The sequence below is a fragment of the Marinobacter gudaonensis genome (genome assembly GCF_900115175.1).
Lineage (GTDB): Bacteria > Pseudomonadota > Gammaproteobacteria > Pseudomonadales > Oleiphilaceae > Marinobacter > Marinobacter gudaonensis.
This window is the reverse complement of the sequence record NZ_FOYV01000001.1, coordinates 2,668,381-2,683,579: the sequence shown is the minus strand read 5'-3', so window position 1 is coordinate 2,683,579 and position 15,199 is coordinate 2,668,381. Positions and strand designations below refer to the sequence as shown.

The following is a 15,199-nucleotide window of genomic DNA, read 5'->3' as shown; positions in this document are numbered from 1 at the left end:
CCATGGCACTTGAAGGACAAGCAAGAGCAAAATTCCTTTGCGACGCCGAGCGCTGCATCGAATGTAATGCCTGCGTGACGGCCTGTAAGAATGAGCACGAAGTTCCCTGGGGTATCAACCGCCGCCGGGTAGTCACCATCGAGGATGGCAAACCCGGTGAACGTTCGATCTCGGTAGCCTGCATGCACTGTTCAGATGCGCCCTGTATGGCCGTCTGCCCGGTGGACTGCTTCTACCAGACCGAAGACGGCATCGTGCTGCACTCCAAGGATCTGTGTATCGGTTGTGGCTATTGCTTCTACGCATGCCCGTTCGGTGCGCCGCAGTTCCCGCAAGCGGGTAACTTCGGCAGCCGGGGCAAGATGGACAAGTGCACGTTCTGTGCAGGCGGCCCGGAAGAAGACAACTCCACGGTTGAGTTCCAGAAGTACGGGCGTAACCGTATTGCCGAAGGCAAACTGCCGATCTGTGCGGAAATGTGCTCCACCAAAGCCCTGTTGGCCGGTGACGGCGACGAGGTGGCGGACATCTATCGCCAGCGTGTGGTGAACCGCGGTTTCGGTTCCGGCGCCTGGGGATGGGGCACAGCCTACGAGAAGAAGGGCGCATAAACTGGCCCGACCGATTCGGGGCCCTTCGGGGCCCCGTTGTCGGTTACGGCAACAATTTCTTCTTGTTGATTCCGCTGGAGTGCTCTAGATGAACAAAAAACTCTTAGGTGTCGTCGGCTTGTTGCTTGCGACGCTGATGCTAAACCCTGTCTGGGCGCAGGACATTCCGGAACCGGAACGAAGCGCGACCGGCGGGGCCCAAACCCTCGAAGATATCCTGCGACGTCAAAAACAGCTGGAAGTCGACGACAGTTTCCGCTCCCAGAACCTCGGTAACCCCGAAAACGCTCCGCCAATCTCGGCACCCCTGGGTACCCGGGGCGGTGTCTCTGATTCGGAAAACTGGCGGGCTATCCGCTATAACGAGATCGATCCCAGCACTCAGGTCCGTGGCCCTGCCGCTGACGTTCTGATTCAGGACGGCGGTATGCCCTGGTACAAGCTTCGTGAGGGGCCGGTCATTACCTACGGTGGTAGCGCACTGCTTGCGATCATTGCTCTGTTGGTGGTGTTCTATTTCGTTCGTGGCCGAATCATGATTGATGGTGGGCCTGCGGGCACAACCATTGAGCGGTTCAAGGCCATCGAACGGTTTGGGCACTGGCTGCTGGCGGGCTCGTTCATTGCGCTTGCACTGACCGGGCTTCTGACCCTGATGGGACGAAGCTTCCTGATTCCGGTGATTGGCAAGGATGCGTTCGCGACCATCGCCGCTGGCTCCAAATGGCTGCACAATAACGTGGCCTGGGCATTCATGATCGGCCTCGTTCTGACGTTCGTCATGTGGGTGTCTCACAACATTCCCAACAAGCTGGACTGGCAGTGGTTGAAGGCAGGCGGCGGTATCATCGGCAGCGGCCACCACCCCTCGGCGAAGAAGTTCAATGCCGGACAGAAGATCGTCTTCTGGACCGTCATGATTCTCGGCTTCTCCGTGTCACTGTCCGGACTGTCACTGCTCTTCCCCTTCCAGATGCCCATGTTTGCTGACACCTTCGGCGTCATCAACAGCATTCTTGGAACCAGCTTCCCGACTGATCTGGCGCCCCATGAAGAGATGCAGTACGCCAACATCTGGCACTCGATCGTCGCCTTCATCATGATGATGGCCATCATCGCGCACATCTACATCGGCTCGGTCGGTATGGAAGGCGCCTTCGATGCCATGGGCAACGGTCAGGTGGACCTGGAATGGGCTCGCCAGCACCACGATCTGTGGGTGGCTGAGGTCGAGGCCAAACAGGGCAAGGGAGGATCATCATGAAAGTCATGATTTCCGCATTTGTCGCAGCGCTGGTTATAGCGTTCGCAGCTCCGCCAATGCTGAACCAGTTCGGTTGGTCTTCCGCCGAGCAGACCAGCACCGAGAGTGTCAGTCTTGACTGAGCAAACCGGGGTATACCAGATCGACGCGGTCGGTCTGGTATGCCCACTTCCCATCCTGCGTTTCAAAAAGCGCACCCAAGGCCTTCCCAGTGGCACCGAGGTCGATTTCCTCGCCGACGATCCCAGCGGTCGTAAAGACCTGCAGGCACTGTGCGAGATCACCGGCCACCGGATTGAATGGATCAAGGAAGAGGGCGCCGGGGTGACCCGCTACCGGATCCGCCTGGCTTGATTATCAAATCCTATCGCTTTAGTTAAGATCCATAGCAAAAAAGCGATCGTAATTCGTTCTTCTCGATTCAATCATTCCGACACGGAGCTGTATCATGAGGGACGGAAAACGACCGGTGTTTTTGACCACCGACCAGATTGCCACGCTGCAGGACCTGATTCTGGAAAAACAGTATCAGCTTGCCGCAGCCCAGGCTGAGAACCTTCAGTCAATCGACTACGCCGGACTCAGTGAAAAGATGAGCCACACCACGGACCTTCTCATGACTCTGTCGACTGCCCTCCCGGAGCCCGCAGAATCCGACCCTGGCGCCCTGAAAGAGCTCCGGGAGAGTGCCTGATCCCATTAGTGACAACCTCGGGGGAGCTTTCGCGCTTCCAGACTGCCGAGTAGCACCTTTATACCCCAAGGTGTGGCTCCTGCGGCGTACCATAGTTCCAGTATTTCCACACTTTGTCCGAACAACACCTGTTTTCGACTCACGCTTTTGCAGAGCAGGCCGTTAATACAACATACGGCATCATCATCGGTGGCGACCGGGACTTGTTACGGGGGAAGAAAACATGTCCATCAGGAAACTGTTTATTGTCTGGATATCCGTTGTACTGCTGGCAATCGCCCTGATTGTCAGTGGTTTGATTGCATTCCGGACCCAGCAAACCATCACCTCGGACGTAGTCGATCGCAAGAACGATCTGGTTGAGGAAATCACCGGAATGTTCACCATTACTGATGAGCTGATGTCCAAACGGGTGCAGAACTCCTTGAACCTCATGATCGAGCGTGGGAACCAGCTGGGTGAAGCCCGTGTTCAGGGCACGGAAATGGTGGCCGGGCAACCCAGGCCAGCGCTTTATCTGGGCGACACTCTGATCAACAACAACTTTGCACTGGTGGATGGCATCACCAAAGTGATGGGCGGCACCGCGACACTGTTTGTTCGTGACGGTCAGGACTTCGTGAGGGTGTCGACCAATGTGAAAAAGGACGACGGCTCTCGGGCGATCGGCACCACCCTCAACATGGCTGGTGCCGCAGGTCGCGCCATCAGCCAAGGCGAGGCTTACTTTGGCCAGGTGGATATCCTCGGCAACCCCTACCTCACCGCCTACAGTCCGATACGCAACGCGGCCAACCAGGTTGTCGGTATCTGGTACGTTGGCTACTCCGCCGACCTTAAAGAACTGGAGCAGGCGATCACGTCCTCAAGCCTCCTTCAAAATGGCTTTGTGGCGCTGGTCGACGACAAAAACAGGCTCAGGATGCACTCGGACACTATCGCGTCCGAGCAACTGCAGGGCATTCTCGAACAAGGCTCCGATGACTGGCAGCTTGACCGCATCGTATTTGAACCCTGGGGCTATCAGATTGTCACCGGATACTCCGAGGCGGAGGTCTCTGCCATGGTGCGCAACCAGACGGTAAGCGCGATTGTCGCCATTCTGGTAGGAGGCCTCATTCTGATCGGTGTGCTGAGTGCGCTGGCACAGCTGGTTGTCGCACGGCCTTTGCAGAAGATGATCGCCGCAATTGATGATATTGCCAGCGGCGGTGGCGACCTGACGGTCCGTTTCAACCCGAAAGGTAAGAGCGAACTGGATGTTATGGCGCGAGGATTCGATCGTCTGCTGGAGCGACTCCAGGCAACCATTTCCGAAACCAAGGAGTCCTCAGAAAGCCTGGTGGACGCGTCCACCAGACTGCGCGGCATTTCAGCCGACTCGGCGACAGTTGTCTACCGGCAGACCGGCGAGACGGCACAGGTTGCCACGGCCATGAACGAGATGACTGCAACGGCACAGAACGTGGCAGAGAGTGCCTCCAGAGCCGAGAATATTGCCCGGGAAGCCGATGGCCTCGCGGAGAGCGGCCAGTCACTGATCAAGCAGACCACGGCGAAAATTCAGAATCAGCTCGACAACAATGAGCGCTCCACCCAAACCAGTGCTTCCCTCAAGGAAGCCTCGGACAACATTGGCAGCATACTCGCCGTGATCGAGAACATTTCAGAACAGACCAATCTGCTGGCCCTGAACGCCGCTATCGAAGCCGCGCGCGCCGGAGAACACGGGCGAGGCTTCGCGGTGGTCTCCGATGAAGTACGAAACCTCGCCCGCCGCACCCAGGAGTCCATCAAGGAAATTCAGGCCCAGATCAACCACCTTCAGGAAGGTGTGGCCAGTGTGACAGATGTTATTGAGGTGGGTAGTCGGTTGGCCAACGAAACCAGCGGAATGATCCGTGAAACCGGCAACGCAATCGATGCCCTTCGCGAGAGCGTGCTGGCCATTCGCGACTCCAACATCGAAATGGCCGGAGCCGCCGAACAACAAAGCAGAGTGTCGGAGGACATCAACCAACGTCTCGAACACATTCGGGAAATGGCCGCAAACAGCGAGCAAAATGCGACATCAACCAATGAAGCAGCGGAAAGCCTCGAGCGTCTTGCTGAGACACTGAAAACCCGGCTGGGATCCTATCGAACCTGAGAGACGGACTTTGCCGGTAGCTGATGGCAGCGGTCACTGGCCTGGTTGAGAGACCGGGCCAGCTCGGGGAGCGTGTTGCGGACATAGTAGGCGACATCCAGATCGCGAACTTTCTCGGCGGTCAGGTCGCCCTGCTTCGATTCCGCCAGGGTACCGTAGGTTTTTTCAGTAATAAGCACATAGTCGGCACGTCCCAGCCGGAGCATGGCGATGGCCTGCTGCCACTCGCTGACCTCGAACGTCGGCCCCTCAAGATCCCGTAACAGGGCCTTGCCGGCAAATCCGCGAACATAGACATAGCGGGCCTTGTCCTCATGCGGCCTGACCTTGTTGGCCGACAGAGAGATTCGCAGATAGCTGGATTTAACAACCGTATCCCCGAATACCGCAAACCGGTCACGGACGGGGTCCTGAACCAGCGGCAGCCCCACGTCAATGCGCCCCAGTTCCAGCTCATGGACCAGCCTGGCCAGAGGCAGCGTCACGAAATCATATCGGTAGCCGGCACCATCCAGAATACAGCGGTAGGCCCCGGCTATCGGCCCGTAGAGGCCATTTTCACCAACGGCGACGACATTGCTGAACTCCTGCCCGACCCCAACCCGGTAGCTTCTGTTTTCTCCGTGCGCCGGGAGGAGCGTGCACAACATGGCAGCCAACGCCAACAGCCTACCCATCAACTTCAGCTCCGTTACTTGTTATCGACGGCTCATACGATCACTTGCTGCCCGAGTCGCATGTCGCACCACTATAAGCCTTTGGCTCGCCCCGGGTACATACAGGGGCTGTACAGATTGGGTAACCGGTACTGCAAAAAGGTTACAGAAACACCGGACATGACAACAGACCTGTTCGTTATTTTAGAACGTTTCGTCCGGATATATATATTTTTATTCACTTAAAAAGCCCGGGATACTACGCCTACTCACCTATCGCTGATTACGGGGTCCTTCATGTTCGATATCCAGCACATCGAACCCTTGCTCTTGCTCCTGGTACCGCTGTCGTACGGCGTCGGCGCTTTCGCTACCGCGAGATCAGGCCAGAGGGCGAGTGTGCTGATACGGTCGGCCATCTTCAGACTGGCGTTTGTCTTCGCGCTGGTTGCGGCCATTGGCAGCGTTTGGTGGCCGGTATCGGCAACCTGGCTGAGCCAGGCCCCCCTGGCCTTCATCATGTTGCTGCTGATCACCCTGCTGGGCATGGTGCTCGGGCAGTTTTCCGAAAGGTACCTGGCGGGAGATCCCGGGCAACGCCGCTTCATGGTCTGGCTTCAGGTGATTCTCGCGAGCGTCTCTGTGATTGCCATCACCAACCATCTGGTGATGTTTCTTGTCAGCTGGGTCGCCATCAGTGTGAGCCTGCACCAGCTGCTGATGTTCTTTCCGGATCGCCCCCGTGCCGCCCTCGCCGCCCACAAGAAGTTCATCTTCGCGCGATTGGCCGAGCTGTGCCTGGGCATCGCCTTCGCACTGCTCTACATCCAGTACGATACGCTGCTGATCGATCAGATTCTGGCACGGGTATCCGCAGATGCGGACATCCCGCCGGGAACGCAAACCGCGGCGATTCTTATGGCGGTGGCCGCCTTGCTCAAATGTGCCCAGATACCGTTCCATGGCTGGCTTATCCAGGTGGTGGAATCACCCACCCCGGTGTCTGCTCTGCTCCACGCGGGCGTGGTCAACCTTGGCGGGTTCCTGATGATCCTGATGGCACCGCTGATTTCCCAGGTTAGCGCGGCCCAGTGGCTGCTCCTTCTGGTGGCGGGCCCCACCGCGGTGTTCGCCAGCCTGGTGATGATGACGCGTATTTCCATCAAGGTCCGACTGGCCTGGTCCACCTGCTCCCAGATGGGCTGGATGCTCGTGGAGTGCGCACTGGGCCTGTACGAGCTGGCGCTGCTGCACCTGGTGGCCCACTCCGCTTACAAGGCGCACACCTTCCTTAACGCCGGGAATACCGTGGAGCTGTCGATGAAAAAGCGCCTGGTTGCCGTAAACCAACCGGATGGCAAAAAGTGGCTGGCGGCGACCTGCCTGGCGGGACTGTTTGTTGTACCAACGATGCTCCTCTCCCCCGGATCGGGTGCGGCTCATCATTTCTCCTGGCTTGTTCCGGGGATCGCGCTGGTCATTCTGTTCTCGGAATTTTTCTCCGCCGGCGGTGGTGTTATGAACAAGGCGAGGGGGCTTTTCATCGGCGCCGCCTTCTGGACTCTCTACTGGCTCCAGAAAACCTTCTTCAACCTGATGCTGGCGCCACCGGCAAACCCCACAAGCCCGCTTGAGCTTCTCTTCGTCGGCGTGCTCTTCGGGGTTCTCGTACTCGGCTACTACCAGATCCGCTATCACCGTTTCTCTCCAGCCGGTGCGCGGCTCTACCGGTTCCTCTTCGCGGCCGGTTACCTGGATGAGTGGTCCACTCGCCTGACCCTGAAAATCTGGCCGGCCAAACTGCCTGATGTGGTGCGGCCACGGCCCGTTGTCACTGTCTCTTCACCCTCTGGTTCCAGGGAGTCTGCCTGATGCTTACCACGCAAACGACCGAGTCTTCCGAGCAACACGACAGCACTCCGGACTGGTACGCTGCGGTTACTGAAGCCTGCGACCGCATCGCGCCGTCCTGGCCCCTGGATCAGATGATCGCGGTCAATCCCCTCTGGGAAATGCGCGACCGGCCGTTTGCCGAGGTTGCTTCGCGCATGGCAGCGCTGAATGGCACCTGCTGCCAGAATCATGCGGCGCTTCACAGCCTTGGCGATACTCCAGCGTCGGCCGAGACCGCCCACATGCCCGAGCACTGGCAGAACCTCAGTGCCCAGCTGGATCGCAATCGCGACACCGCGCACCAGGTCGGCTGGCAGGATGAGGTGGTGCACCAGATCAGCCAGTTCTGCGGCGACTACTTCCAGCGCCTGGACGCCGGTGATTTTCAGGCCGACGCCCAGGATCTTTACTACAGCTGGTTGCAGATGACGCGGGCGGATCGGGGCATTGCCATTGTCATGGGAGAGCCCTCTCTGCCCTCCCAGTTCCAGGTTCTGCCCGATCGGTATGAAAAACTGATCACCGATGGCTTCAACGCCCTGGCTGCACAGCCCGACCACGCCCCGGACTACGCCCATGCCCTGTTGCTGGACATCAACGGCTGGTCCTCCTGGGCCGCCTATCTGCGCTGGCAGGCCAGGCTCCGAGGCAGCGAGGAAGATCTTATGCCGGGACTGCTGGCCATCCGCCTCGCCTGGGAGCTGGCGATCTGGCGACACGTTCAGCATGGCGGCGGCGCGATCTTCGCCGAGCTGAAACGTCACTGGCTCAGGCAATGGCAAGAGTGGCCAGAGATGCTGCATACCCATGAGCAGTCCCAGATTGCCGGCTGGCACCATCAGACCGAGGCGGAAGCAGCGTACCAGTCACGACTGGCGGGAAAGCTGCTGTCCGGGCCTGCCCGTGAAGACCTCCCGGATGATCAGCCCCTGAAGCTGCAGGCTGCCTTCTGCATCGACGTACGCTCGGAAGTTTTTCGTCGCGGGCTTGAGGCCCAGGACGAAGCCATCCAGACTCTCGGCTTTGCCGGTTTCTTCGGGCTGCCCATTGCCTACCGACCCAAGGGCACCGGATTCTCCCGGCCCCAATTGCCCGGCCTGCTTGCTCCCGCGCTGGAAGTCTCGGAGGTCGAGGCGTCGTCCAGCTTCCGCCAGCAGTCGCTGGCCAACCACGTTCACTGGTCGCAGTTCTCCAACGCCGGGCCGGCGAGTTTCAGTTTTATCGAAAGCATGGGGCTGGCCGGTCTCGCGCGCATGGTCCGCAAGACCTTTTTCGGCACGGCCTCGGAAAACCCGGTCGACAAGCTACACAGGGACCAGACCGAGTTCGAAATCCGAAAAGATGGCACTTTGCTGGGCGCCGAGGAAAAGGCGGAACTGGCGGAGGGAATTCTCCGCGCCATAACGCTGACGGACCGGTTTGCCCCCATCGTACTGCTGGTCGGACACGGCAGCAGCACACGTAACAACCCCCACGCCGCCAGCCTTGACTGCGGTGCCTGTGGTGGCCAGACAGGCTCGGTCAATGTCCGGGTTCTTGCCGGCATTCTGAACGACCGGGACGTACGCGCGGCCCTGGCCGAGCGCGGGCTGACCATTCCCTCCGGGACGCGTTTCGTAGGGGCACTGCACAACACCACCACGGACGAAGTGGAGTGCACCGGTGAGGTCCCCAGCGAGATCGCTGACTTCCTGGCCCGTGCCGGGGCCCAGGCACGTCGCGAGCGGGCGACCCGTCTGGGCATCGCCAACGAGCGGGATGTCGACAGCACCATCCGCAAGCGCAGCCAGGACTGGTCAGAGGTACGGCCCGAGTGGGGCCTGGCCGGTAACGCGAGCTTCATCGTCGCTCCCCGCTCAGCGACCCGGGGCCTGGATCTGGAAGGGCGAAGCTTCCTGCACGACTACCATTGGCGCGACGATGAAGGCTTCAAAACCCTTGAGCTGATCATGACCGCGCCCATGGTAGTTACCCACTGGATCAACCTGCAGTATTTCATGTCTGTCACCGATAACCTGCATTACGGCAGCGGCAACAAGGTGCTGCATAATGTAGTGGGTGGCCACATCGGGGTGTTCGAGGGCAACGGCGGCGACCTGCGGATCGGCTTACCCCTGCAGTCGGTGCATGATGGCGAGCACTGGGTGCACGAACCTCTGCGCCTGAGCGTATATCTGGCAGCTCCAAAAGAAGCGATTGCGGAGATCGCCCGGAAGCATCCGGTGGTGCAGCAACTGATCGATAACGACTGGCTGTACCTGTTCCGGATAAACGACGAGCAGACCTCCATTGAACGTTATTACCGAGACGAGTGGCTAACTCATGCCTGACACCCTCACGCTGGATGCAGCACGCCCCGAGGACCTGGACCAAGCCGCCAGCCTGCTCCGCGACGGGCACCTGGTGGCGATGCCGACCGAAACGGTGTACGGCCTCGCCGCCGATGCCAGCAACGAACAGGCGGTGCGAAAGGTCTTCGAAGCCAAGCAGCGGCCCATCGGGCACCCACTGATCGTGCATGTTCCGGCGCCGGAACGGATCAGGTTATGGGTCGAGCACCTGCCAGACAACGCCATTCGGCTGATGGAGGCTTTCTGGCCCGGGCCGCTCACTTTATTGCTGCCGAAGCGGCGCGGCGTCAGCGACTTCATTACCGGCGGCAATCCAGGTGTGGCGGTCAGGATGCCGGCCCATCCGGCAACGCTGGCAACCATGGAACGGCTGGGCCGGGATCTCGTTGCCCCCTCCGCCAATCCCTATGGCAGGATCAGCCCGACCTCCGCGGACCACGTGCTCGCTGGTCTGGCCGGAAAGATCGCGGCGGTGCTGGATGGCGGCGACTGTTCCGTCGGTATCGAGTCCACCATCATCGACCTGACCGGCGACACGCCGGTTATTGCCCGGCCCGGACAGATCTCACAGAGTGATATAGAACAATGCCTGGGCATCACGCTCGCGCCGGGCAAGAGCGCCAGCCAGGCCGTGCCGGGCAGCGTCAAACGGCACTACCAGCCGGTGACGCCTACCGTTGGCGTAGCCACCGAACGTTTTGCTGACAGTCTGCAGGAATTTGCAGCGCTCGGAGGCCGAACCGGTGCGATCTGGTGGCAAACCGCACCGGGAGACGGTGCGTCAGAAGCCATCCGGCTCGGCGCTGATCCGAAAGACTATGCCCGCATGCTCTACACCGCGATGCATGCAATGGACCGGGCCAACGTCGACCGGATTGTCATCGAGCTTCCACCCGCGCAGAGCCAGTGGTTGGCAGTACTCGACAGGCTTGCGCGGGCCTGCACTGAAGAGAATGATTAGCGATCTTTATCCGGCCCGATCAGATCAGACAACTGCTTGCGGACCGACTCTATGTTGTCTTCACCGCTTTTCTTGAGTTCATCCAGCTTTTTGCGGCCTTCGGAGATTTTTCCCTCGACCGAGCGCAGGGCGTCGGACGCACTCTCCTGAATATCCGCGCTGGCCTTTTCATTTTCCGCTTCGGCCTCTTTCGCCTTGGCGTTGGCTTTCAGGGAATCGGCCTGCTTTTCCCACTCTTCCAGCTGCGCTTCGGCTTTTCTGATCAGTTCGTCTTTCAATGACATAACTACCCTCCCTGAAGGAGTCGGTGAATTGACTACATCTCCATACTTGGGAGGGCAAACGACAAAAACAACCCATGCGAACGGGCCACAGCGGATTCAGGCCGGTTTATCGTGGCAAACCACGACTGGTTCCCACACTTTCGCTGCGCACAGAGACTGGGGAAGATAGTGGAAACTCGGCTCTCCAGTTTTGTCGACTTCCTGAATCCGCAGGCCCGAGTGGGAAAGTCCATTATTGCGATTGATCAGAACTGTCCGATTCCGAGCGTCCGCGCCGCTCTGGCTGAAGCTCCTGTTCGATCCAGTGCCGTACTTGGTGGCGGTCCCGCCGACGGATCAACTGTTCGCTGTGAATGTTGTGGGGGAAGATTTCCGGGCCGCCTTCATGGCGCAGCGTGAAGCTTCGACGCACACCCACCGGATACTTGCTGGGGCCATGAATCACCGCCGCCCCCAGTTCCACATCGGTGATATCCTCGAACAGGTAATCGCTGTCGCTGTCTTCGCTCCGGCGCCCCAGGATGATGTTGCGAAACGATCCCAGCACCAGATAGCCGCCCGGCTGCAAAGGGCCCTGACGTAACACCTGATGCACGTTGACGTCGTCGGCGCTTACCCGCCGGTACTCGGTGACGGTCATGGTCTTTTCTTCACCGGCCCGGGTATGAAGCACGGCCTGCACACACTGGACATGCACGGTTTCCTTGCCCATGTTCACCAGCAGACACAGGGCGTCGGGATTCTCATTCTGGGCGTGGTGAATCACCAGGTAGGGCCGGTTGTTTCGTTTGTACTGCAGAAAAAACAGCTGGAAGTAAACAATCCAGACCAGGGCCATGACCGCGCTGCTGATCGGAGCGACGTATTCCATCCACTCACCCTCCCTTTAACCTGAGTCTTCAGAAGGTTAGCACGATGTCTGCGGTTCGCACGCCCGGGCGCGTCAAGCGTCAATCTGGAAAAAGCGGGTCAGATCGGAGATAATTTCGCCACTTTTATCGCCGCAGTGTTACGTACAAGTCTCTGCTTATGACCATTTACAGCGTTTTACAGCTACTGATCTTTTCCATACTGCTACTGAACTCCGTGCACCTGATGCCGGCGTTCAATCGGCTTCTGAAGGGGGCAGACTCTGCCTTCCGCTCCGGCTGCCTGTGCGCCATCCTGACCTTGCGCCTGGCCCGCAATATCCTCGGGCTGATCCTGGTGACGGCTTCCACCGCTCCCAATCCCGAGATTCATGCCCTGGTTCCCAAGGGTATCCTGCTGTTCCTGGTTCTGGCGCTGCTCAATGCAGGGCTGACCCAGTATCTGGAGCGCAACCGGCTGGAAGAGGACGCGGGCTTCTGAGTGCGCTCGCCGTGCGGTTGAAAGCGCTTTGATCTCAGGCCCTGGCACCCATCGGTGAGGCAACGAATTCGGCACGATTGCGGCCATTTTGCTTGGCACGGTACAGCGCCCGGTCGGCACTTGCCAGCACATCCTGGAAGCGACCGTGCTCGGGCCCGAGAGTGGCGCCTCCGATGCTGGCCGACAGATGCACCGGCACGTTATTGATTTCGCGCCCCGTCTCTGCAATCCGCTGCAGCAGGCGAGCGGCCACGGCCTCGACCGCCTCGCGGCTGTTGTTGCGCAGCACGGCGGCAAACTCCTCACCTCCGACCCGTCCGATGACGTCATCATCCCTCAACTCCGCCGTCAGAAGGTCGGCCACGGTTCGCAGCGATTCATCGCCGACCGCGTGTCCCCAACGGTCATTGATCTGTTTGAAATGATCAAGATCGATCATCAACACGGTGATCAGGTTGCCCGCTTTTCGGGCCTTGTTGAAGGCCAGCTCTCCCTCCCGGTAAAAGGCGCGGCGGTTCAGAAGCTGGGTCAGTCCGTCCTGCTCTGCCAGCGCCACCAGAATCTGCTCGGCACGGGTAAACGCCAGTAACGGCAGTGCCATGGCCGTTGCACTCACCAGCAGCAGGTGGTTGACGAGGATGAGCTTGAGCAGGGTTTCCACGTCCAGTTGTCCGCCAAGTACCGGGGCTAACCCGATCACCAGCACCTGGGCCATCATCAGGGTACCGTGAATGGCAAAAAGCGTTTGCAGGATTGCGAGGGGCAGGCGGGGCTTGCGTTCAATGGCGCCCAGACGGTATATCGCCAAGCTGAACAGGAGCGCTGAATACAAGGCAGTCAGAAACCGCGGAACGTGAGGGTCAAAGCCAGCGCCCGCCGCCAGGCCCAAAAGGTAGATCACAGAGGCTACGTACAGGATCCGGGCCGAACCACGTGTTCCCGCCGGGGGCAGATCCATAAGCAGGTGGATACCCGCTAACAGCAGCATCGGAGAGAGGCCCAGCAGGAGATGGGTGACAAACGTAGTACCGACCGGCAAATCGGTCAGGCGCTCCGCGACCGCGATTGCGGTGCCCGCGACAAAGGTCAGACAGGCGACGGCCCAGTACAGGAAACAGCGTTCCCGATGCCGCAGGTGATACATGGCCCAAAGCATGCCACCGATCAGCAGGTTGATCATGACCGAGGTGACCAGCAAGGTTGGCAGGTGCATCGTCAGGCTCATGGCGGTGGGGCAGTCCATGCAGGAGTTATCATTACCAGCAGACTATCAGCCCCGGCCCGCCGCTTGCGCCCCTGAACTGTAGCGTTTGGTATGATATTTGTGACAGACATCACGCATTCCACGAAGGTGACTCGAAACCCCATGAATCCAACCATCGAACTGCTCAAATCCCACCGCTCGATCCGTAAATTCACCGACCAGAAAATTCCCCCGGAGCTGCTGCGAGAACTGATCCGGGCCGGTCAGTGCGCCGCCAGCTCCAATCATGTGCAGGCTTACTCCGTGATCCACGTGATTGATCCGGACAACCGCCGGAGAATCGCTGAGCTGGCCGGTGGCCAGGACTACATTGCCGAATGCGCGGATTTTCTGGTGTTCTGCGCCGACATGCGCCGGTCCACTGACGCCGCCGAGCGCGCCGGGGCCGAGGTGACCCGGGGCATGACCGAACAGTTACTGGTGGCCACCATCGACGCCAGCCTGATGGCACAGAACGTGGCCATCGCAGCCGAGTCTGAGGGCCTTGGCCTGTGCTATATCGGCGGCATCCGAAACAACCCGGCCGAGGTCAGCGAGATTCTGAAGTTACCGGAGCACGTGTACCCGGTGTTCGGCATGTGCCTCGGCTACCCGGACCAGACACCGGAGATAAAGCCCCGTTTACCTGTGGAAGCCATCCTCCGGCAGGACTATTACGCCGATACCCGGGACGAGGAACTGGTGGCGGGATTCGACCGGACCATGAACGAGTACTACCGGCTCCGCACCGGCGGCAACAAGGACACAACCTGGTCGGAACAGCTCAAGCCGTTGTTCACCGCCAAACTGCGACCGCACATGCGTGAATTCCTGCGCAAATGCGGCTTTGAAATGAAATAGTTCCGGATGGGCCTCAGTTCCGGTCGCTCAGCTTTTCCCAGACGGTCAGCTCGGAGAAGCTGTGCTGGAACTTGTTGCGGGTCTCGCGGATGACAAACGGCAGGCTCCAGGGCTCGAACAACAGCCGGAAATTTGGCGCCAGCATGGCTTTCAAACCATCAAACGTGGACACTTCCTCGCCATCTTGCAGGAAACCGCCCACCCAGTGCTCCTTCGGCGTGTACTCCTCAAGCCAGGTGTAGGGTGAAGCAATCACTAGCAGGCCCAACTCGTTGATCCGTTCGTGGATGGATTCCAGGAACAGCGACGGCTGGTAGAGCCGGTCGATCAGGTTGCCCGCCAGCACCAGATCGTAGCCGTTGAACTCCGGCTTCAGATCGCAGGCGTCGCCCTGATGAAACGCCACCCGGTCAGCGCTCGCCTCCAGCCCCAGGGACGCAAGGGTGCGGTGCTGGTAACTGACCAACTCCCCCTCCTCCGGCCGGGCGTAGCGCACCTCCCTGTCCCGCGCCACTTCCCGGCACTTTTCCACGAACACACTGGAATAATCGATGCCATCCACGTGTCGGAAATGCCGGGCCAGCTCGAAGCTGGTCCGGCCGCAGGCGCAGCCAATGTCCAGCGCCCGCTCAAGAGGACGGCCGTCCATGACCGACAGGGCTGCGTCGGCCAGCGCCTTGGGAAAATTGGCCTCGCCGTGCCAGCGCTCACCGAAGTGGAACTCAAGGTACTGGGCCAGTGCCGTGTCTTTCTCATAGAAGTCGCTCTGCTGCACGGTAAATCTCCTCGGGGGCGGGGCTGGGATCATTGAATTCGTTGGTCTGGCGACCTCAGGCTCTACTATTCTAGGCGAATAACCACAGGAAAAACCAAGATCAGGAT

16 protein-coding genes are annotated in these 15,199 nt (G+C 59.6%); 11 read left to right on the top strand and 5 right to left on the bottom strand.

All coding sequences use genetic code 11. The features are described from left to right. The first annotated feature begins 2 nt into the window (after positions 1–2). The 6 genes from fdh3B (at position 3) to BM344_RS12060 (ending at position 4,718) form a co-directional block, all read left to right on the top strand. A complete protein-coding gene (fdh3B, locus tag BM344_RS12080) occupies positions 3–611 on the top strand; it encodes a formate dehydrogenase FDH3 subunit beta (protein ID WP_091990122.1) in 609 nt (202 codons plus the stop codon). A gap of 88 nt (positions 612–699) precedes the next feature. Continuing rightward, complete coding sequence (locus BM344_RS12075) at positions 700–1,875, top strand: formate dehydrogenase subunit gamma (RefSeq protein ID WP_091990120.1); 1,176 nt, start codon at positions 700–702, stop codon at positions 1,873–1,875. Next, positions 1,872–1,997: a hypothetical protein gene (locus BM344_RS17725; protein WP_265734095.1), complete on the top strand. Its 126-nt coding sequence runs from the start codon at positions 1,872–1,874 to the stop codon at positions 1,995–1,997. Before BM344_RS12075 ends, BM344_RS17725 begins: the two co-directional genes overlap by 4 nt. Further along, on the top strand, positions 1,990–2,229 hold the full coding sequence (locus BM344_RS12070) for a sulfurtransferase TusA family protein (RefSeq protein ID WP_091990117.1): 240 nt from the start codon (positions 1,990–1,992) through the stop codon (positions 2,227–2,229). The genes BM344_RS17725 and BM344_RS12070 overlap by 8 nt, the downstream gene beginning before the upstream one ends. 94 nt (positions 2,230–2,323) lie before the next feature. Then, positions 2,324–2,569 (top strand): hypothetical protein, encoded by a 246-nt coding sequence (locus BM344_RS12065; RefSeq protein ID WP_091990113.1) that lies wholly within the window; start codon positions 2,324–2,326, stop codon positions 2,567–2,569. Positions 2,570–2,792: 223 nt separating this feature from the next. After that, positions 2,793–4,718 carry a methyl-accepting chemotaxis protein gene (locus BM344_RS12060; RefSeq protein ID WP_091990110.1) on the top strand — a complete coding sequence of 642 codons (1,926 nt, stop codon included), beginning with the start codon at positions 2,793–2,795 and terminating at the stop codon, positions 4,716–4,718. Here BM344_RS12060 and BM344_RS12055 read toward each other — a convergent pair. Continuing rightward, positions 4,706–5,395, bottom strand: a complete 690-nt coding sequence (locus BM344_RS12055) for a type 2 periplasmic-binding domain-containing protein (RefSeq protein WP_091990107.1) — start codon at positions 5,393–5,395, stop codon at positions 4,706–4,708. The two genes, BM344_RS12060 and BM344_RS12055, sit on opposite strands and share 13 nt — an antisense overlap. A 276-nt stretch (positions 5,396–5,671) precedes the next feature. Between BM344_RS12055 and BM344_RS12050 the strand changes: the two genes are divergently transcribed. From BM344_RS12050 to BM344_RS12040, 3 genes are read left to right on the top strand one after another with little or no spacing between them, the layout of a single operon-like run. Beyond that, positions 5,672–7,246, top strand: coding sequence for an NADH-quinone oxidoreductase subunit L (locus BM344_RS12050; RefSeq protein ID WP_091990104.1), 1,575 nt, complete (start codon positions 5,672–5,674; stop codon positions 7,244–7,246). Further along, positions 7,246–9,597: a YbcC family protein gene (locus BM344_RS12045; RefSeq protein WP_091990100.1), complete on the top strand. Its 2,352-nt coding sequence runs from the start codon at positions 7,246–7,248 to the stop codon at positions 9,595–9,597. Before BM344_RS12050 ends, BM344_RS12045 begins: the two co-directional genes overlap by 1 nt. After that, the gene (locus BM344_RS12040; RefSeq protein ID WP_091990097.1) at positions 9,590–10,579 is read left to right on the top strand and encodes an L-threonylcarbamoyladenylate synthase; all 990 of its coding nucleotides are present in this window, start codon (positions 9,590–9,592) and stop codon (positions 10,577–10,579) included. The genes BM344_RS12045 and BM344_RS12040 overlap by 8 nt, the downstream gene beginning before the upstream one ends. Here the strand turns inward: BM344_RS12040 and BM344_RS12035 are convergent. Together BM344_RS12035 and BM344_RS12030 are read right to left on the bottom strand one after the other, a co-directional pair. Beyond that, positions 10,576–10,863: a hypothetical protein gene (locus BM344_RS12035; protein ID WP_091990093.1), complete on the bottom strand. Its 288-nt coding sequence runs from the start codon at positions 10,861–10,863 to the stop codon at positions 10,576–10,578. The two genes, BM344_RS12040 and BM344_RS12035, sit on opposite strands and share 4 nt — an antisense overlap. 232 nt (positions 10,864–11,095) lie before the next feature. Continuing rightward, a complete protein-coding gene (locus tag BM344_RS12030; protein WP_091990091.1) occupies positions 11,096–11,734 on the bottom strand; it encodes a hypothetical protein in 639 nt (212 codons plus the stop codon). 158 nt (positions 11,735–11,892) lie between these two features. Here BM344_RS12030 and BM344_RS12025 point away from each other — a divergent pair, with 158 nt between their 5' ends. Then, complete coding sequence (locus BM344_RS12025; protein ID WP_091990088.1) at positions 11,893–12,213, top strand: hypothetical protein; 321 nt, start codon at positions 11,893–11,895, stop codon at positions 12,211–12,213. A 34-nt stretch (positions 12,214–12,247) separates the two neighbouring features. Here BM344_RS12025 and BM344_RS12020 read toward each other — a convergent pair whose 3' ends face one another. Continuing rightward, a complete protein-coding gene (locus tag BM344_RS12020; protein ID WP_228143613.1) occupies positions 12,248–13,456 on the bottom strand; it encodes a GGDEF domain-containing protein in 1,209 nt (402 codons plus the stop codon). 123 nt (positions 13,457–13,579) lie between these two features. Here BM344_RS12020 and nfsA point away from each other — a divergent pair, with 123 nt between their 5' ends. Further along, positions 13,580–14,317, top strand: a complete 738-nt coding sequence (nfsA, locus tag BM344_RS12015) for an oxygen-insensitive NADPH nitroreductase (protein ID WP_091990085.1) — start codon at positions 13,580–13,582, stop codon at positions 14,315–14,317. A 13-nt stretch (positions 14,318–14,330) separates the two neighbouring features. Here the strand turns inward: nfsA and BM344_RS12010 are convergent, their stop codons facing one another. Then, positions 14,331–15,092: a putative 4-mercaptohistidine N1-methyltransferase gene (locus BM344_RS12010; protein ID WP_091990081.1), complete on the bottom strand. Its 762-nt coding sequence runs from the start codon at positions 15,090–15,092 to the stop codon at positions 14,331–14,333. Positions 15,093–15,199: the final 107 nt, after the last annotated feature.